This window comes from Pseudomonas sp. Q12-87, from assembly GCF_001269755.1.
GTDB classification, from domain to species: Bacteria; Pseudomonadota; Gammaproteobacteria; order Pseudomonadales; family Pseudomonadaceae; genus Aquipseudomonas; species Aquipseudomonas fluorescens_S.
Window position 1 is genome coordinate 30,576 of the sequence record NZ_LHVI01000006.1, and the last position, 19,129, is coordinate 49,704.

Below are 19,129 nucleotides of genomic sequence, written 5' to 3' on the forward strand. Positions count from 1 at the left end.
GTTTTAAACCGCTTCGCGACGGCCTGTCGCATTCCCCTGCCTTTAAGGCTCATTAGCGGTGGACCAAAAAAGCCTTTTTCTGTAAGCTACAGCTTTAGTGTGTCCACTAAAAGCGCGCAGAATAATTCAGTGAAGAAGCGGGGTGACGTGTCCATACGTCACTCCGCTTTTTTACAACCTGCGATCGCCCTTTCAGGCTTTATTTACGGGAGGTCTTCTTGACTAAGCCAGCCATACTCGCCCTTGCTGATGGCAGCATTTTTCGCGGCGAAGCCATTGGAGCCGACGGTCAGACCGTTGGTGAGGTGGTGTTTAACACCGCAATGACCGGCTATCAGGAAATTCTTACCGATCCTTCCTACGCCCAACAAATCGTTACCCTGACTTATCCGCACATCGGCAACACCGGTACCACGCCGGAAGACGCCGAGTCTGATCGTGTCTGGTCCGCCGGCCTGGTCATCCGTGACCTGCCGCTGGTAGCGAGCAACTGGCGTAACACGATGTCCCTGTCCGATTACCTGAAAGCCAACAACGTCGTGGCGATCGCCGGTATCGACACCCGTCGCCTGACTCGCATCCTGCGGGAAAAAGGCGCGCAAAACGGCTGCATCATGGCCGGCGACAATATTTCCGAAGAAGCGGCCATCGCTGCGGCGCAAGGCTTCCCAGGCCTCAAGGGCATGGACCTGGCGAAAGTCGTCAGCACCAAGAAACAGTACGAGTGGCGCTCCACGGTCTGGGATCTGAAAACCGACAGTCACGCGACCATCGAAGCTTCCGAGCTGCCGTACCACGTGGTTGCCTATGACTACGGCGTCAAGCTGAACATCCTGCGCATGCTGGTCGAGCGCGGTTGCCGCGTGACCGTGGTGCCGGCCCAAACCCCAGCCGTTGATGTCCTGGCCCTCAAGCCCGACGGCGTGTTCCTGTCCAACGGCCCGGGCGACCCGGAGCCTTGCGACTACGCGATCCAGGCGATCAAGGACGTGCTGGAAACCGAGATCCCGGTATTCGGCATCTGCCTCGGCCACCAGTTGCTGGCCCTCGCTTCGGGCGCCAAGACCCTGAAAATGGGGCATGGTCACCATGGTGCCAACCACCCGGTGCAGGACCTTGACACAGGCGTGGTGATGATCACCAGCCAGAACCACGGTTTCGCCGTGGATGAAGCGACCTTGCCGGCCAACGTGCGTGCGATCCACAAATCGCTGTTCGACGGCACGCTGCAAGGCATCGAGCGTACCGACAAGAGCGCGTTCAGCTTCCAGGGCCACCCTGAAGCCAGCCCGGGCCCGAACGATGTGGCGCCGCTGTTCGATCGCTTCATCAACGAGATGGCCAAGCGACGCTGACCGCGTGAAGCCTGAGGGCGGCCCCGAATTCGGCGGCCCCCTCAGGCGCTTCAAAGATTGTTCGACGGCCTAGCCGACTGACCTGCGGATTTGAGTGACAAACCCATGCCAAAACGTACAGACATAAAAAGCATCCTGATTCTCGGCGCTGGCCCGATCGTGATCGGCCAGGCCTGCGAATTCGACTACTCCGGCGCCCAGGCCTGCAAAGCCCTGCGCGAAGAGGGCTACCGCGTCATCCTGGTGAACTCCAATCCGGCCACCATCATGACCGACCCGGCCATGGCCGACGCCACCTACATCGAGCCGATCAAGTGGCAGACCGTTGCCAAGATCATCGAGAAGGAGCGTCCGGACGCGCTGCTGCCGACCATGGGTGGCCAGACCGCGCTGAACTGTGCCCTGGACCTGGAGCGCGAAGGCGTCCTGGAGAAGTTCGGTGTGGAAATGATCGGCGCCAATGCCGACACCATCGACAAGGCCGAAGACCGTTCGCGTTTCGACAAGGCGATGAAATCCATCGGCCTGGACTGCCCGCGCTCGGGCATCGCCCATAGCATGGAAGAAGCCAACGCCGTCCTGGAACGCCTCGGCTTCCCATGCATCATCCGTCCGTCCTTCACCATGGGCGGAACCGGCGGTGGCATCGCCTACAACCGTGAAGAATTCGAAGAAATCTGCGCCCGCGGTCTCGACTTGTCGCCGACCAAGGAGCTGCTGATCGACGAATCGCTGATCGGCTGGAAAGAATACGAAATGGAAGTTGTCCGCGACAAAAAGGACAACTGCATCATCGTCTGCTCCATCGAAAACTTCGACCCGATGGGCGTACACACCGGCGACTCGATCACGGTCGCACCGGCCCAGACCCTGACGGACAAGGAATACCAGATCCTGCGCAACGCCTCCCTGGCGGTACTGCGTGAGATCGGCGTGGAAACCGGCGGCTCCAACGTCCAGTTCGGCATCTGCCCGAACACTGGCCGCATGGTGGTCATCGAGATGAACCCGCGGGTATCCCGCTCGTCGGCCCTGGCATCCAAGGCCACCGGCTTCCCGATTGCCAAGGTCGCCGCCAAGCTGGCCGTGGGCTACACCCTGGACGAGCTGTCGAACGACATCACCGGCGGCAAGACCCCGGCGTCCTTCGAACCGTCCATCGACTACGTCGTTACCAAGCTGCCACGTTTCGCCTTCGAGAAATTCGCCAAGGCCGACGCACGCCTGACTACCCAGATGAAATCGGTGGGTGAAGTCATGGCTATCGGCCGGACCTTCCAGGAGTCCCTGCAGAAGGCCCTTCGCGGTCTGGAAGTGGGTGTCTGCGGCCTCGATCCGAAGCTTGACCTGAACGATCCTGAAAGCATGAGCGTGCTCAAGCGCGAGCTGACTGTGCCGGGCGCCGAGCGCATCTGGTACGTGGCTGACGCTTTCCGTGCCGGCATGACCGTCGAGCAGATATTCAGCATGAACATGATCGACCCTTGGTTCCTGGTGCAGATCGAAGATCTGATCAAGGAAGAAGAGAAGGTCAAGACCCTGGGCATGTCCAGCATCGACCACGACATGATGTTCCGCCTCAAGCGCAAGGGCTTCTCCGACATGCGCCTGGCCAAGCTGCTGGGTGTGACCGAGAAGAGCCTGCGCACTCATCGTCACAAGCTGGAAGTGTTCCCGGTCTACAAGCGCGTCGATACCTGTGCGGCCGAGTTCGCCACCGACACGGCTTACCTGTACTCCACGTACGAAGAAGAGTGCGAAGCCGCGCCATCGACTCGCGACAAGATCATGATCCTGGGCGGCGGTCCTAACCGGATCGGCCAAGGTATCGAGTTCGATTACTGCTGCGTTCACGCTGCGCTGGCGCTGCGCGACGACGGGTACGAGACCATCATGGTCAACTGCAACCCGGAAACCGTGTCCACCGACTACGATACTTCCGACCGCCTGTACTTCGAGCCGGTGACCCTGGAAGACGTGCTGGAAATCGTCCGCGTCGAGAAGCCCAAAGGCGTGATCGTCCAGTATGGCGGCCAGACCCCTCTGAAACTGGCTCGGGCCCTTGAAGCCGCCGGCGTACCGATCATCGGTACCAGTCCGGATTCGATCGACCGTGCCGAAGACCGTGAGCGCTTCCAGCAGATGGTCGAGCGCCTGAACCTGCGTCAGCCGCCAAACGCCACAGTGCGCAGCGAAGATGAAGCGATTCGTGCTGCCGCCAAGATCGGTTACCCGCTGGTGGTGCGTCCGTCCTACGTGCTGGGCGGTCGTGCGATGGAAATCGTCTACCAGGAAGACGAGCTCAAGCGTTACCTGCGCGAAGCCGTTCAAGTTTCCAACGACAGCCCGGTGCTGCTGGATCACTTCCTCAACTGCGCCATCGAAATGGACGTGGATGCGGTTTGCGACGGCAAGGACGTGGTGATCGGCGCGATCATGCAGCATATCGAACAAGCCGGTGTGCACTCCGGTGACTCCGCCTGCTCGCTGCCGCCTTATTCGTTGCCAGCGCACATCCAGGACGAGATGCGTGAGCAGGTCAAGAAAATGGCCCTGGAACTGGGCGTTATCGGCCTGATGAACGTGCAGCTGGCCTTGCAGGGCGAAGACATCTACGTCATCGAGGTCAACCCGCGCGCTTCCCGGACCGTGCCGTTCGTCTCCAAGTGCATCGGTGTTTCCCTGGCGATGATCGCGGCGCGCGTCATGGCTGGCAAAACCTTGAAAGAGCTGAATTTCACCAAGGAAATCATTCCGAATTTCTACAGTGTGAAAGAGGCAGTGTTCCCATTCGCCAAGTTCCCTGGGGTGGACCCGATCCTCGGCCCGGAAATGAAATCCACCGGCGAAGTGATGGGCGTGGGCGATACCTTCGGCGAAGCCTTCGCGAAAGCCCAGATGGGCGCCAGCGAAGTGCTGCCGACCGGCGGCACCGCGTTCATCAGCGTGCGTGATGACGACAAGCCACTGGTTGCAGGCGTGGCCCGTGATCTGATCAACTTGGGCTTCGAAGTGGTCGCTACGGCCGGGACTGCCAAGCTGATCGAAGCGGCAGGCCTGAAAGTGCGCCGCGTGAACAAGGTGACCGAGGGGCGTCCGCACGTGGTCGACATGATCAAGAATGACGAAGTCACCTTGATCATCAACACCACCGAAGGTCGTCAGTCGATCGCCGATTCCTACTCCATTCGTCGCAATGCGCTGCAGCACAAGATCTACTGCACCACGACCATTGCTGCGGGCGAAGCGATCTGCGAAGCGCTCAAGTTCGGCCCAGAGAAGACCGTCCGTCGCTTGCAGGATCTACATGCAGGATTGAAGGCATGAGCATAACCAAGTACCCGATGACTGTTCAGGGCGCAAAGGCCCTGGAAGAGGAACACGCCCACCTGACCAAGGTCGTTCGTCCGAAGCTCAGCCAGGACATCGGCACGGCCCGGGAATTGGGCGATCTGAAGGAAAACGCCGAATACCATGCTGCTCGCGAGCAGCAGGGTATGGTCGAGGCGCGTATCCGGGATATCGAGGGCCGCATGCAGAATGCGGTCGTCATCGATGTCACGACTATCCCGCACACCGGCAAGGTGATATTTGGCACTACTGTGGAAATCGCCAACGTCGAGACCGATGAAAGCGTCACTTACCAGATCGTTGGCGAGGACGAGGCAGACATCAAGCTTGGCAAGATTTCCGTCGGTTCGCCCATTGCTCGCGCCTTGATTGCCAAGGAAGAGGGTGATGTGGTGGCTGTGAAGACGCCCAGCGGTGTCATCGAGTATGAGATTGTCGAAGTCCGTCACATCTGAGCGAAGGCGCCCGCTGCGAGCCGGCGCCATGATCTGGCAGCTCACCCAGATGTTGTGGGTGGGCGGCGTCTGGTTGCTGCACATCGGTTTGCTGCCGGTATTGGGTCAAGTCGGCCTGGCACCGCTGCTTATCGACGAAATCGCGAGCATGCTGACGGCATTGCTGGTGGGGTTCTCGGCAGCGTGCGTGATGTTTCAGGCTTTGGTGCTGGTTCAGGCCGAGGGCCCAGCCAGTCTATGGCGTGACATTCGTGGGCAGTTGCTGCTCATGTCGTTGTACGCGTGCGGGATGTACTTTGTAGTACGTTTCGGTTGGCCAGATGCAAGCCAGTGGCAGGCATTCAGTTACCTGGTGCTGGGTTTTTCCGGGTTGGTGCTGGTATTGCAACCGGTTCCTGGATGGAGCGGCAGGGTGTGCAGCGCACACCCTTGACCCTTGGTATCACTTGAAGCGGTGAACGTTCGACAGTTGCTTGTTGACGCTGAAATTCTTGCGATAAATCAGCGCCATCTTGCCGATGACCTGCACGAGGTCTGCCTTGCCGGTCTTGCACAGTTCGGCAACGGCAGCCAGGCGGGCTTCGCGGTCGAGGATGTTGAGCTTGATCTTGATCAGCTCATGATCGCCCAAGGCGCGTTCCAGTTCGGCGAGAACACCTTCAGTCAAACCGTTGTCAGCCACAGTCAAAACCGGTTTCAGATGGTGGCCAATGGATTTGTATTGTTTCTTCTGCTCTTGAGTGAGCGGCATAATCTGACCCCTGCGTCTGATCTTGTAAAAAGCGGCGGCCAGTTTACCCGAGCGAGTACGGGACCGCCCACTTAATCATGACTCGTTTTATTTTTGAGGTGGCCCGTGGCCCGTTCCAAGACAAGTCTTAAATGGCTGCAAGAGCATTTCAACGACCCATTCGTGAAAATGGCGCAAAAAGACGGGTATCGTTCCCGTGCCAGCTACAAGCTGCTGGAGATTCAGGAAAGAGACCGTTTGATCCGTCCAGGCATGAGCGTGATCGACTTGGGCGCCGCCCCGGGTGGCTGGTCCCAAGTGACCAGTCGTCTGATTGGTGGGCAAGGCACACTGATCGCTTCCGATATCTTGGAAATGGACAGCATCCCGGATGTGACCTTCATTCAGGGCGACTTTACCGAGGACGCCGTACTGGCGCAGATCCTTGAAGCGGTTGGAAAAAACGAGGTGGACCTTGTGATTTCCGATATGGCCCCCAATATGAGTGGACTGGCATCTGTTGATATGCCGCGATCAATGTTCCTGTGCGAGTTGGCACTGGATCTTGCGACTCGGGTGTTGAAGCCAGGTGGTGATTTTTTGATCAAGGTCTTCCAGGGTGAAGGCTTCGACGAATACCACAAGAGCGTGCGCAAGCAGTTCGAGAAGGTCACGACACGCAAGCCGAAATCATCGCGTGATCGCTCCCGTGAGCAGTACCTGCTGGGCCGTGGTTTCCGTGGTCGCAGTGAGGAATAAGAGGTTTTTCGACCGGAGCGATAGGTTTTTCGTATTTCGTCCCGTGAGCATTAGCGAATATTGTGTAGAAAGTGTTTCACAAAGGGTTACAGACGGCGCCTGCCAGAGTCGTAGGTAATGTAGTAAGTTAGGCCGGTGAATATCATGCGAAGCGCGCGCCAGTAGCGGAGCTTGCTTCAGAGGGTAGTTAATTGAACGATATGGCAAAGAATCTGATCCTGTGGTTGATCATCGCCGCTGTCCTTGTGACCGTGATGAACAACTTCTCCAGCCCTAACGAGCCGCAGACCCTCAACTATTCCGACTTCATCCAGCAGGTCAAGGATGGCAAGGTCGAGCGCGTAGCCGTTGATGGCTATGTGATCACCGGCAAGCGCACCGATGGCGACAACTTCAAGACCATTCGTCCGGCAATCCAGGACAATGGCCTGATCGGTGACCTGGTGGACAACCACGTCGTGGTCGAAGGCAAGCAACCCGAACAGCAAAGCATCTGGACCCAGCTCCTGGTCGCCAGCTTCCCGATCCTCGTCATCATTGCCGTGTTCATGTTCTTCATGCGCCAGATGCAGGGCGGCGGCGGAGGCAAGGGTGGGCCGATGAGCTTCGGCAAGAGCAAGGCGCGGCTACTATCGGAAGATCAGGTGAAGACTACCCTGGCCGACGTCGCAGGCTGCGACGAAGCCAAGGAAGAAGTCGGCGAGCTGGTTGAATTCCTCCGTGATCCGGGCAAGTTCCAGCGCCTGGGTGGCCGCATTCCTCGTGGCGTGCTGATGGTAGGCCCACCGGGTACCGGTAAGACCCTGCTGGCCAAGGCGATTGCTGGTGAAGCCAAGGTGCCGTTCTTCACGATTTCCGGTTCCGACTTCGTGGAAATGTTCGTCGGCGTGGGTGCCAGCCGTGTTCGCGATATGTTTGAACAGGCCAAGAAGCACGCGCCGTGCATCATCTTCATTGATGAAATCGACGCCGTCGGTCGCCATCGTGGCGCCGGCATGGGCGGCGGTCACGACGAGCGCGAACAGACCCTCAACCAGTTGCTGGTCGAGATGGATGGTTTCGAAATGAATGACGGCATCATCGTGATTGCCGCCACCAACCGTCCTGACGTCCTTGACCCTGCACTGTTGCGTCCAGGTCGTTTCGACCGCCAGGTCGTCGTAGGCCTGCCGGACATTCGCGGTCGGGAGCAGATCCTCAAGGTCCACATGCGCAAGGTGCCTATGGGTGACGACGTTGCTCCGGCCGTCATCGCTCGCGGTACACCGGGCTTTTCCGGTGCCGATCTGGCGAACCTGGTCAACGAAGCGTCGCTGTTCGCCGCGCGTACTGGTAAGCGCGTCGTGGAGATGAAGGAGTTCGAGCTGGCCAAGGACAAGATCATGATGGGCGCCGAGCGCAAATCGATGGTCATGTCCGAGAAAGAAAAGCAGAACACTGCCTACCACGAAGCGGGTCACGCTATCGTCGGTCGTGTGGTGCCTGAGCATGATCCGGTCTACAAGGTATCGATCATCCCGCGCGGTCGCGCCCTGGGTGTGACCATGTTCCTGCCGGAGGAAGATCGCTACAGCCTGTCCAAGCGCGCATTGATCAGCCAGATCTGTTCGCTGTATGGCGGCCGTATCGCTGAAGAAATGACGCTGGGCTTTGACGGTGTAACCACCGGCGCGTCCAACGACATCATGCGTGCCAGCCAGATCGCCCGGAACATGGTGACCAAGTGGGGTCTGTCCGAGAAGCTGGGGCCATTGATGTATGCCGAAGAAGAGGGCGAAGTGTTCCTCGGTCGTGGTGGCGGTGGTCAGCATGCAAGTTTTTCTGGCGAGACGGCCAAGCTGATCGACTCCGAAGTGCGCAGTATCATTGACCACTGCTACGGCACCGCCCGGCAGATTCTGACGGACAATCGTGACAAGCTGGATGCCATGGCTGATGCCTTGATGAAATATGAGACCATCGATGCCGAGCAGATCGATGACATCATGGCGGGCCGTGAGCCTCGCGAGCCTCGTGACTGGTCCGGTGGCACTGGCACTTCCGGCACGCCTCCGGCTGTACAGGGCGAGCGCCCGGAAACACCGATTGGCGGTCCGGCTGCTGACGTTTAAGGCTTGAAATGACTTCTGCTCAGTCCTCGACCCGGTTGCCTTGCGGCAACCGGGTTCTTGATTTGGCCCATACTCATGTCATGGGCATTCTCAATGTCACCCCCGACTCCTTTTCCGACGGTGGCCGATTCAGCCAGCTCGACGCTGCGCTGCGGCATGCCGAAGCGATGGTGATCGCCGGTGCCACGCTGATCGACGTGGGTGGCGAATCGACCCGGCCGGGTGCGCGTGCGGTCTCGCCCACCGAAGAGCTGGAGCGGGTTGCGCCGATTGTCGAGCGTATCCATCGCGAGCTGGATGTCATCATCTCGGTCGATACCTCTACCCCGGCAGTCATGCGCGAGACCGCGCGACTGGGGGCGGGGCTGATCAATGATGTACGTTCCCTGCAGCGCGACGGCGCGCTGGACGCCGCCGCGGCCACCGGTTTGCCGGTATGCCTGATGCATATGCTCGGCGAGCCCGGGACCATGCAGGACGATCCGCATTATCATGATGTAACTCGGGAAGTCGGCGAGTTCCTGGTGGCGCGTCTGGACGAGTGTGCGGCCGTGGGTATCCCTGCCGAGCGGATCATCCTTGATCCCGGGTTCGGCTTTGCCAAGACGCTGGGCCATAATCTGAGCCTGTTCAAACATATGGAAGCCTTGCATGCACTGGGGCGGCCCCTGTTGGTTGGGGTCTCGCGAAAGAGCATGATAGGCAATGCCTTGGGTCGTCCGGTGGGAGAGCGCCTGTACGGCGGTCTTGCACTCGCGGCCTTGGCCATTACCAAAGGCGCGCGCATATTGCGCGTGCATGATGTAGCCGAAACGATGGATGTCGTGCGGATGATCGCAGCTGTGGATTCAGCCGAATAAGAATGACGGAGCACTTATGAGCAAGAAATACTTTGGCACCGACGGTATTCGTGGTCGGGTCGGCGAATACCCTATTACACCTGATTTCATGCTCAAGCTCGGCTGGGCGGCGGGCATGGCGTTCCGCAAAATGGGCGCCTGCAAAGTGCTGGTCGGTAAGGACACACGAATTTCCGGCTACATGTTCGAATCGGCTCTTGAGGCCGGCCTGACATCGGCGGGCGCCGATGTGATGTTGCTGGGTCCGATGCCTACGCCGGCTATCGCCTACCTGACGCGTACGTTCCAGGGGCAGGCGGGTATCGTGATCAGTGCCTCGCACAACCCCCATGATGACAACGGCATCAAGTTCTTCTCCGGCCAGGGCACCAAGCTGCCGGATGACATCGAGCTGATGATTGAAGAGCTGCTGGATACGCCGATGACTGTGGTTGAGTCGAGCAAGATCGGTAAAGTGTCGCGGATCAACGATGCGTCGGGTCGCTACATTGAATTTTGCAAAGGCAGCGTGCCGACCGGCACGAGTTTCTCCGGCCTGAAGATCGTCGTCGATTGCGCCCACGGGGCCACCTATAAAGTTGCGCCGAGCGTGTTTCGGGAATTGGGGGCTGAGGTGGTGGTGCTTTCCGCCCAGCCTAACGGCCTGAACATCAACCACAATTGTGGCTCCACTCATACTGAGGCTTTGCAGGCTGCGGTATTGGCCGAGCAAGCCGATCTCGGGATCGCGTTCGATGGCGACGGCGACCGGGTTTTGATGGTCGATCACACCGGTACGGTCGTCGATGGTGACGAATTGCTCTTCATCATTGCTCGTGACCTGCATGGACGCGGCAAGTTGCAGGGTGGCGTGGTCGGTACGTTGATGAGTAATCTGGGGCTCGAGCTGGCCTTGGCGGACCTGGATATCCCGTTCGTGCGGGCCAACGTCGGTGACCGCTACGTGATTTCGGAATTGCTGGAGCGTAACTGGGTGGTCGGCGGGGAGAACTCCGGCCACATCGTGTGCTTCGACCATACCACCACGGGAGATGCGATCATCGCCGCCTTGCAGGTGTTGATGGCGCTCAAGGCGCGCGACGAAGGGCTCGCCCAGTCTCGCCAAGCGTTGCGCAAATGCCCGCAGGTACTGATCAATGTGCGTTTCGGTGGCGGTGCGAATCCGATCGAACATGCCTCGGTCAAGCAGGCCAGCGAACGTGTGACCCAGGCAATGGCGGGGCGTGGGCGCGTGTTGTTGCGCAAGTCCGGCACAGAGCCATTGGTGCGTGTCATGGTCGAAGGCGAGGATGAAGTGCAAGTTCGCGGTTATGCCGAAGAGCTGGCAAAACTTGTTACTGAAGTTTCTGCCTGAATTCGGCTTGCCAGTCATGAATCGGTTGGGTAACATCTGCGCCCACTTTGACCGACGAGGTACAGCATGCGTCGCCCTATGGTAGCTGGTAACTGGAAGATGCACGGTACCCGCGCCAGCGTCGCTGAGCTGATCAAAGGCCTTCGTCATCTGGCCTTGTCTAGCGGTGTTGATGTCGCGGTATTCCCGCCTTGCCTGTATATCAACCAAGTGGTTGATGGCTTGAAGGGCAAGTCGATTTCGGTCGGCGCGCAGAACTCTGCGGTGGAATCCATGCAAGGCGCATTGACCGGTGAGATTGCGCCGAGTCAGTTGGTGGATGCAGGTTGTTCACTGGTTTTGGTTGGGCACTCCGAGCGTCGCCTGATCATGCGTGAGCAGGATAGTGCCTGGGTTCGCAAATTTGCCGCGGCTCAGGCCTGCGGTCTGATTCCGGTGTTGTGCGTAGGGGAGACCCTCGAGCAGCGTGAAGCCGGAAAGACCCTTGAGGTTGTCGGATCTCAGTTGGGCAGCATCATTGAAAATCTGGGTGTCGGTGCTTTTGCAAAGGCAGTCATTGCTTACGAGCCAGTCTGGGCTATTGGCACCGGGCTGACTGCTTCGCCGCAACAGGCGCAGGATGTGCACGCAGCCATTCGCGCACAGTTGGCGGCAGAGAATTCTGAAGTGGCACGAGGTGTGCGGCTTCTATACGGCGGCAGCGTGAAGGCGGCCAATGCGGTCGAACTGTTCGGCATGCCGGATATCGATGGGGGGCTCATTGGTGGAGCGTCCCTGAATGCAGATGAGTTCGGTGCGATCTGTCGCGCCGCGGGAAACTGAAAAAATGCTGGAAACAGTCGTAGTCGTTTTTCATCTGCTGGGTGCACTGGGCGTAGTTGCTCTCGTATTGCTGCAGCAGGGTAAAGGTGCGGATGCTGGCGCGTCTTTCGGTGCAGGTGCTTCAAATACTGTATTCGGAAGCCAAGGTTCCTCTACCTTTCTTAGTAAGTTTACTGCTATACTTGCCGCCGGTTTCTTCATGACCAGCTTAGGGTTAGGTTACTTTGCTAAAGAGAAAGCTCATGAGCTGACTCAAGTAGGTTTGCCAAACCCAGCGGTACTGGAAGCGCCCAAGCAACAACAACCGGCTTCTGATGATGTCCCGGTGCTTCAAGAGCAAAAGTCGGCCAACCCGGCGACTGACGTGCCTCCAGCTCAAGAGCAGAAGTAAGAAGGTTTCAAACGCTGTATTGCCGAGGTGGTGGAATTGGTAGACACGCAACCTTGAGGTGGTTGTGCCCATAGGGTGTAGGGGTTCGAGTCCCCTTCTCGGTACCAATTATCAGGAGAGCCCGCAATTGCGGGCTTTCTTGTAGGTGGAAGGGTTACATTGACCCTGTAATGGATCGGTCGTATACTTCCGCCCCAGCTTTGTCGCGGGATGGAGCAGTCTGGTAGCTCGTCGGGCTCATAACCCGAAGGTCGTCGGTTCAAATCCGGCTCCCGCAACCAGTTTCAGGGGCCCCTTCCAAGGGGCTTTTTGTTAGCTGGACACTTTATAACGCCGCTGTTCGACGGCGTTTCAGGGATGGGCGATTCGCCCATTTTTTTTTATTTGCACAGCATGCACAAACATGCACGAGGGGGTTCAGGTGTCGAGCAAGCTAGAACAGTTGCAGGCCTTGTTGGCCCCGGTGGTCGTGGCCCTTGGCTATGAATGCTGGGGTATTGAGTTTTCGGCTCAAGGTCGCCACTCACTGTTGCGCGTTTATATCGATAAGGAAGGCGGCGTGTTGGTGGACGATTGCGCCATCGTCAGCCGTCAGATCAGCGGTGTGTTGGATGTTGAAGATCCAATCACCTCCGAATACACCCTTGAAGTTTCCTCGCCTGGCATGGAACGCCCTCTGTTCACCCTTGAACAGTTCGCTTCGTTTGCCGGTGAACAAGTGAAGATCAAGCTGCGCTCGCCCTTCGAAGGTCGACGCAACTTTCAAGGCCTTCTGCGCGGTGTAGAAGAGCAGGACGTCGTGGTGCAGGTAGATGACCATGAGTTCCTGTTGCCGATCGATATGATCGACAAGGCCAACATTATTCCCAGTTTTGACTGATACGTGCCAGATACTGCGGATCCCGCGGATCCAATGGCTTGCGAAAGGCGAGGCGTACGATGAGCAAAGAAGTACTGCTGGTTGTTGAGTCGGTATCCAATGAAAAGGGCGTACCGGCTAACGTTATTTTTGAAGCGCTGGAGCTGGCCCTGGCCACTGCTACCAAGAAGCGGTTCGAAGACGAAGTTGATTTGCGTGTGGAAATCAATCGTCACACGGGTGCCTATGAGACTTTCCGTCGCTGGACGGTGGTCGAGGAAGCCGACCTGGACGATCCGGCTATCGAAACCTGGCCGAGCAAGGTTGCAGAGACGCATCCTGGCGCCAAGGTTGGAGACGTAGTCGAAGAGAAAATCGAGTCCATCGAATTCGGTCGCATCGCTGCACAGACTGCCAAGCAGGTCATTGTGCAGAAAGTTCGAGAGGCCGAGCGTGCACAGGTGGTCGACGCATATCGCGAGCGCCTGGGCGAAATCATCTCCGGCACCGTGAAAAAAGTCACCCGCGACAACGTGATCGTCGACTTGGGCAACAACGCCGAAGCGTTGCTGGCTCGTGAAGACATCATTTCCCGCGAAACTTTCCGGGTCGGCGTGCGCCTGCGTGCGCTGCTCAAGGAAATCCGCACCGAGAACCGCGGCCCGCAGCTGATCCTGTCGCGTACCGCGCCGGAAATGCTGATCGAGTTGTTCCGCATCGAAGTGCCGGAAATTGCTGAAGGCCTGATCGAAGTAATGGCCGCCTCCCGTGATCCGGGTTCGCGTGCCAAGATCGCGGTCCGCTCCAAGGACAAACGCATCGACCCGCAAGGTGCCTGCATCGGCATGCGTGGTTCGCGTGTCCAGGCCGTATCCGGCGAGTTGGGCGGCGAGCGCGTGGACATCGTCCTGTGGGACGACAACCCGGCTCAGTTCGTGATCAATGCCATGTCGCCTGCTGAAGTGGCGGCAATTATCGTCGACGAAGATGCCCATGCCATGGACATCGCCGTAGGCGCAGACAATCTCGCTCAGGCCATTGGTCGCGGTGGTCAGAACGTGCGTCTGGCCAGCCAATTGACTGGTTGGACCTTGAACGTGATGACCGAATCGGACATCCAGGCTAAGCAGCAAGCTGAAACCGGCGACATCCTGCGCAACTTCATCGAAGAGCTTGAAGTCGATGAAGAACTGGCGCAGGTGCTGGTGGATGAAGGCTTTACCAGCCTGGAAGAGATTGCCTACGTACCGGTGGAGGAAATGCTCAACATCGACGGCTTTGACGAGGAAATCGTCAACGAGCTTCGCGCTCGGGCCAAGGATCGTTTGTTGACCAAAGCCATCGCTACTGAGGAAAAGCTGGCAGACGCCCATCCGGCCGAAGACCTGCTCTCGCTTGAGGGCATGGACAAGGATTTGGCGATGGAACTGGCGGTGCGCGGCGTAATTACCCGCGAAGACCTGGCCGAGCAGTCTATTGACGACCTGCTCGACATCGACGGCATTGACGATGATCGTGCCGGCAAGTTGATCATGGCCGCCCGAGCCCACTGGTTCGAGTAATTAGGCGCGGCCTGAGGAGAGAAGTGCATGACGCAAGTCACGGTGAAACAACTGGCCGATGAGGTCAAAACACCGGTAGAGCGCCTGTTGCAGCAGATGCGTGAGGCAGGTCTGCCGCACACCGCCGCCGAGGAACATGTGACCGACAGTGAGAAGCAGTCCCTGCTGACTCACTTGAAGAGCAGTCACAAGGCGAAAGTGGAAGAACCACGCAAGATCACTCTGCAGCGTAAAACCACCAGCACCCTGCGTGTTGCCGGTAGCAAGAGCATCAGCGTTGAAGTCCGCAAGAAGAAAGTCTTCGTACAGCGCAGCCCGGAAGAAATCGAAGCCGAGCGCAAACGTGAACTGGAAGAACGTCGCGCAGTAGAAAATGCTGCACGTCAGAAGGCTGAAGAAGAAGCCAAGCGTCGCGCCGAAGAAGAAGCGCGTCGCCAGCCTGCTGCTGCGCCATCCGCTCCGGCCGAAGCTGTTGCGGCACCTGCCGCGGCGGCCGAGCCTGTTCGCGAAAGCGCTCCGGTCCAGGCGCCAGCGCCTGCACCTGTGGCTGATGCCCGTAAACGCGATGAACAGCGTCGTCCCGATAAGCCACGTGCCGACGACAACCGTCGTGGCAGCAGCGATGGCGAGCGCAAAAACGCTCCTCATCGTGCTTCGGTCAAGGAAAAGGCGCCGGCACCACGTGTTGCGCCACGTACTACCGATGAAGAGAGCGATGGCTTCCGTCGCGGCGGTCGTGGCAAGGCCAAGCTGAAGAAACGCAACGCTCACGGTTTCCAGAGCCCAACCGGCCCGGTCGTGCGTGAAGTGAAGATCGGCGAGACCATCACTGTGGGCGATCTGGCCCAGCAGATGTCGGTCAAGGCTGCTGAAATCATCAAGTTCATGTTCAAGCTGGGCACGCCAGCCACCATCAACCAGGTACTGGATCAGGAAACTGCCCAACTGGTTGCTGAAGAGCTGGGCCACAAAGTGACCCTGGTCAGCGACACGGCCCTGGAAGATTCCCTGGCCGAGTCCCTGAAGTTTGAAGGCGAGGCGGTTTCCCGTGCGCCGGTCGTGACCGTAATGGGCCACGTTGACCACGGTAAAACTTCCCTGCTCGATTATATCCGTCGTGCCAAGGTTGCGGCAGGTGAGGCTGGCGGTATTACCCAGCACATCGGCGCCTACCACGTTGAAACCGACCGCGGCATGGTGACGTTCCTCGACACCCCGGGTCACGCCGCGTTTACCGCGATGCGTGCCCGTGGTGCCAAGGCGACCGACATTGTGATCCTGGTGGTCGCAGCGGACGACGGCGTGATGCCGCAAACCATCGAAGCGGTCCAGCATGCCAAGGCAGCTGGCGTGCCGCTGGTGGTTGCGGTGAACAAGATCGACAAGCCGGGTGCCGACCTCGATCGCATCCGTAGCGAATTGTCGGTTCACGGCGTGACTTCCGAAGAGTGGGGCGGCGACACTCCATTCGTTCCGGTCTCCGCGAAAATGGGTACCGGCGTCGACGAACTGCTCGAAGCCGTTCTGCTGCAAGCCGAGGTTCTGGAGTTGACCGCTACACCTTCGGCTCCTGGCCGTGGTGTGGTTGTTGAGTCCCGTCTCGACAAAGGCCGTGGCCCGGTTGCAACGGTCCTGGTTCAAGACGGTACCCTGCGTCAAGGCGACATGGTGCTGGTCGGTTCGAACTACGGCCGTGTGCGTGCCATGCTCGACGAGAACGGCAAGCCAATCAAGGAAGCCGGTCCGGCTATCCCGGTCGAGATCCTCGGCCTGGACGGTACCCCGGACGCTGGCGACGAGATGAGCGTTGTGGCTGACGAGAAGAAAGCCCGTGAAGTGGCTCTGTTCCGTCAAGGCAAGTTCCGCGAAGTCAAACTGGCTCGCGCTCACGCCGGCAAGCTGGAAAACATCTTCGAGAACATGGGCCAGGAAGAGAAGAAGACGCTCAACATCGTCCTCAAATCCGACGTCCGTGGTTCGCTCGAAGCGTTGAACGGCGCCTTGAACGGCCTGGGTAACGACGAAGTGCAAGTGCGCGTGGTCGGTGGCGGTGTCGGTGGTATCACCGAATCCGACGCCAACCTGGCACTGGCTTCCAACGCTGTACTGTTCGGCTTCAACGTGCGTGCCGATGCCGGCGCTCGCAAGATCGTCGAGCAGGAAGGCCTGGACATGCGTTACTACAACGTGATCTACGACATCATCGAAGACGTCAAGAAAGCTTTGACCGGTATGTTGGGCAGCGACGTGCGGGAGAACATCCTGGGCGTGGCCGAAGTTCGCGACGTGTTCCGTTCGCCGAAGTTCGGTGCCATCGCCGGTTGCATGGTGATCGAAGGTGTTGTTCACCGTAACCGTCCGATCCGTGTACTGCGCGAAGACATCGTTATCTTCGAAGGCGAGCTGGAATCGCTGCGTCGCTTCAAGGATGACGCTTCCGAAGTTCGTGCCGGCATGGAATGCGGTATTGGCGTCAAGAGCTACAACGACGTCAAGGTCGGCGACAAGATCGAAGTCTTCGAGAAGGTTCAGGTTGCTCGCAGCCTCTAACTCGCGCACTTCAAGAGCCGCGTCGGGAAGTTGCATGAACATGCGCTGCCTGGCTGGCGGACTCTAAACGCAGCGCCCGGTCTGGCTTTTGCCAGGCCGGGCGTTTGCCGCTTTCAGACCTTGCGGGTTTCGCCGTGGGGCAGTAACAGGTAACAAGACATGGCAAAAGAATATAGCCGTACCCAACGAATCGGCGATCAGATGCAGCGCGAGCTGGCCCAACTGATCCGTCGCGAAGTCAAAGACCCGCGCGTCGGCTTGGTCACCATCACCGCAGTGGAAGTCAGTCGTGACGTCGGTCACGCCAAGATCTTCATCACCGTGATGGGCCAGGACAGCGCCGAGGAAATCGCCCAGAGCATCAAGGTGCTCAATTCGGCTGCCGGCTTCCTGCGCATGCAGCTGGCCCGTGAGATGAAGCTGCGCAGCGTTCCACAGCTGCACTTCCATTACGACGAAAGCGTCGTGCGAGGAGCGCATCTGTCGGCGTTGATCGAGCGCGCCGTGGCTGAAGACAGCCAGCACCCGGTTGCGGCTGAACCCGAAGACACCAAGGAGTAAATCGGTGGCTCAGGTCAAACGTATCCGTCGTAACGTCAGCGGTATCATCCTGCTCGACAAACCGTTGGGATTCACCTCCAACGCGGCGTTGCAGAAGGTTCGCTGGCTGCTCAACGCTGAAAAGGCCGGTCACACCGGCAGCCTCGATCCGCTGGCCACCGGTGTGTTGCCGTTGTGCTTCGGCGAAGCGACCAAGTTCTCGCAATACCTGCTCGATTCCGACAAGGGTTATGAAACCCTGGCGCAACTGGGCAAGACCACCACCACGGCGGACGCCGAGGGTGAGGTTTTGCTGGAGCGTCCGGTGACCGTTGGTCAGGCGGATGTCGAGGCTGTATTGCCGCGTTTTCGTGGGCAAATCAGCCAGATACCGCCGATGTACTCTGCCCTCAAGCGTGATGGCCAGCCCTTGTACAAGTTGGCTCGTGCAGGCGAAGTAGTGGAGCGTGAACCGCGTTCTGTTACTATTGCGCGCTTGGAATTACTGGCCTTTGACGGTAATACTGCACGGCTCGCCGTAGATTGCAGCAAGGGCACCTATATCCGGACCCTGGTGGAGGATATCGGCGAGCAGCTCGGCTGTGGCGCGTACGTGGCTCAATTGCGACGGACCCAGGCCGGGCCTTTCACGTTGGCCCAGACGGTCACGCTGGAAGAACTCGAAGCGGTACACGCCGAAGGCGGCAACGAAGCGGTCGACCGTTTCCTGATGCCGTCGGACAGCGGATTGCTGGATTGGCCGTTGCTGCAATTCTCGGAACACAGCGCGTTCTACTGGCTCAACGGCCAGCCGGTACGCGCCCCGGATGCGCCGAAGTTCGGCATGGTACGGGTGCAGGATCACAATGGTCGCTTCATCGGTATCGGTGAAGTGAGCGAAGACGGGCGGATCGCGCCGCGTCGACTGATTCGGTCAGAATGACCGGAACCAGCCTGCGTAACAGCAGGTTGGCGAGTGTGGCTGTTAACAGGCATGGTCACTACTCATTTTTAGATACAGGGATTTGTCCCTGGCCTGTTGAAACCGCCCCTGGGTGGTTTCCTGATAGAAGGATTGCCTCATGGCTCTCGACGTTCAAGAAAAAGCACAAATCGTAGCTGACTACCAGCAAGCTGTTGGTGACACTGGTTCGCCAGAAGTGCAAGTTGCACTGCTGACCCACAACATCAACAAGCTGCAAGGTCACTTCAAGGCCAACGGTAAAGATCACCACTCCCGTCGTGGTCTGATCCGCATGGTAAACCAGCGCCGTAAGCTGCTGGACTACCTGAAAGGCAAGGATCTGGGTCGTTATCAGACTCTGATCGGTCGCCTGGGTCTGCGTCGCTAATAAGCGATTGCGCTAGAGGTTGGTTGTTTGCCGTGTGCCGGTGGGATTCCCGCCGGCCCATGGCAGGCTCCCAGCCTC

Annotated in this window: 17 protein-coding genes and 2 tRNA genes; 18 read left to right on the plus strand and 1 reads right to left on the minus strand. The window is 58.7% G+C overall.

The window, feature by feature from the left end; all coding sequences use genetic code 11:
- The first annotated feature begins 218 nt into the window (after window positions 1-218).
- The 4 genes from carA to AD663_RS03375 all read left to right on the plus strand — a co-directional run bounded on the left by carA (window position 219) and on the right by AD663_RS03375 (window position 5,594).
- Window positions 219-1,355 (plus strand): glutamine-hydrolyzing carbamoyl-phosphate synthase small subunit, encoded by a 1,137-nt coding sequence (gene carA / locus AD663_RS03360; RefSeq protein ID WP_053213283.1) that lies wholly within the window; start codon window positions 219-221, stop codon window positions 1,353-1,355.
- 105 nt (window positions 1,356-1,460) lie between these two features.
- On the plus strand, window positions 1,461-4,682 hold the full coding sequence (carB, locus tag AD663_RS03365) for a carbamoyl-phosphate synthase large subunit (protein WP_003177848.1): 3,222 nt from the start codon (window positions 1,461-1,463) through the stop codon (window positions 4,680-4,682).
- Window positions 4,683-4,684: 2 nt separating this feature from the next.
- On the plus strand, window positions 4,685-5,161 hold the full coding sequence (gene greA / locus AD663_RS03370) for a transcription elongation factor GreA (protein WP_033046390.1): 477 nt from the start codon (window positions 4,685-4,687) through the stop codon (window positions 5,159-5,161).
- 28 nt (window positions 5,162-5,189) lie between these two features.
- Window positions 5,190-5,594, plus strand: coding sequence for a hypothetical protein (locus AD663_RS03375; RefSeq protein ID WP_003177851.1), 405 nt, complete (start codon window positions 5,190-5,192; stop codon window positions 5,592-5,594).
- Window positions 5,595-5,603: 9 nt separating this feature from the next.
- Here the strand turns inward: AD663_RS03375 and AD663_RS03380 are convergent, their stop codons facing one another.
- Window positions 5,604-5,912, minus strand: a complete 309-nt coding sequence (locus AD663_RS03380; RefSeq protein ID WP_003177852.1) for a YhbY family RNA-binding protein — start codon at window positions 5,910-5,912, stop codon at window positions 5,604-5,606.
- Between the two features lie 105 nt (window positions 5,913-6,017).
- On the opposite strand from AD663_RS03380, the gene rlmE reads away from it, so the two are divergent.
- From rlmE to rpsO, 14 genes are all read left to right on the plus strand, one after another.
- Window positions 6,018-6,650: a 23S rRNA (uridine(2552)-2'-O)-methyltransferase RlmE gene (gene rlmE / locus AD663_RS03385; RefSeq protein ID WP_003177853.1), complete on the plus strand. Its 633-nt coding sequence runs from the start codon at window positions 6,018-6,020 to the stop codon at window positions 6,648-6,650.
- A 200-nt stretch (window positions 6,651-6,850) separates the two neighbouring features.
- A complete protein-coding gene (gene ftsH, locus AD663_RS03390) occupies window positions 6,851-8,761 on the plus strand; it encodes an ATP-dependent zinc metalloprotease FtsH (protein ID WP_053213284.1) in 1,911 nt (636 codons plus the stop codon).
- 8 nt (window positions 8,762-8,769) lie between these two features.
- Window positions 8,770-9,621, plus strand: coding sequence for a dihydropteroate synthase (folP, locus tag AD663_RS03395; RefSeq protein ID WP_003177857.1), 852 nt, complete (start codon window positions 8,770-8,772; stop codon window positions 9,619-9,621).
- Window positions 9,622-9,637: 16 nt separating this feature from the next.
- Window positions 9,638-10,975 (plus strand): phosphoglucosamine mutase, encoded by a 1,338-nt coding sequence (gene glmM / locus AD663_RS03400; RefSeq protein ID WP_003177858.1) that lies wholly within the window; start codon window positions 9,638-9,640, stop codon window positions 10,973-10,975.
- Window positions 10,976-11,041: 66 nt separating this feature from the next.
- The gene (tpiA, locus tag AD663_RS03405) at window positions 11,042-11,797 is read left to right on the plus strand and encodes a triose-phosphate isomerase (RefSeq protein ID WP_003177861.1); all 756 of its coding nucleotides are present in this window, start codon (window positions 11,042-11,044) and stop codon (window positions 11,795-11,797) included.
- A 4-nt stretch (window positions 11,798-11,801) separates the two neighbouring features.
- The gene (secG, locus tag AD663_RS28130; RefSeq protein ID WP_003177862.1) at window positions 11,802-12,188 is read left to right on the plus strand and encodes a preprotein translocase subunit SecG; all 387 of its coding nucleotides are present in this window, start codon (window positions 11,802-11,804) and stop codon (window positions 12,186-12,188) included.
- Window positions 12,189-12,209: 21 nt separating this feature from the next.
- Window positions 12,210-12,295 (plus strand) — tRNA-Leu (locus AD663_RS03415).
- A gap of 97 nt (window positions 12,296-12,392) precedes the next feature.
- Window positions 12,393-12,469 (plus strand) — tRNA-Met (locus AD663_RS03420).
- A gap of 140 nt (window positions 12,470-12,609) precedes the next feature.
- Entirely contained in the window at window positions 12,610-13,068 is a 459-nt protein-coding gene (gene rimP, locus AD663_RS03425) for a ribosome maturation factor RimP (RefSeq protein WP_013692254.1), read from the plus strand.
- Between the two features lie 59 nt (window positions 13,069-13,127).
- On the plus strand, window positions 13,128-14,609 hold the full coding sequence (gene nusA, locus AD663_RS03430; RefSeq protein WP_003177868.1) for a transcription termination factor NusA: 1,482 nt from the start codon (window positions 13,128-13,130) through the stop codon (window positions 14,607-14,609).
- A 27-nt stretch (window positions 14,610-14,636) separates the two neighbouring features.
- Window positions 14,637-17,159, plus strand: coding sequence for a translation initiation factor IF-2 (gene infB, locus AD663_RS03435; RefSeq protein ID WP_003177870.1), 2,523 nt, complete (start codon window positions 14,637-14,639; stop codon window positions 17,157-17,159).
- A gap of 159 nt (window positions 17,160-17,318) precedes the next feature.
- Window positions 17,319-17,720, plus strand: coding sequence for a 30S ribosome-binding factor RbfA (rbfA, locus tag AD663_RS03440; protein WP_003177871.1), 402 nt, complete (start codon window positions 17,319-17,321; stop codon window positions 17,718-17,720).
- Window positions 17,721-17,724: 4 nt separating this feature from the next.
- Window positions 17,725-18,642, plus strand: a complete 918-nt coding sequence (truB, locus tag AD663_RS03445; protein ID WP_003177873.1) for a tRNA pseudouridine(55) synthase TruB — start codon at window positions 17,725-17,727, stop codon at window positions 18,640-18,642.
- Window positions 18,643-18,781: 139 nt separating this feature from the next.
- The gene (gene rpsO / locus AD663_RS03450) at window positions 18,782-19,051 is read left to right on the plus strand and encodes a 30S ribosomal protein S15 (RefSeq protein ID WP_003177875.1); all 270 of its coding nucleotides are present in this window, start codon (window positions 18,782-18,784) and stop codon (window positions 19,049-19,051) included.
- Window positions 19,052-19,129 lie beyond the last annotated feature (78 nt).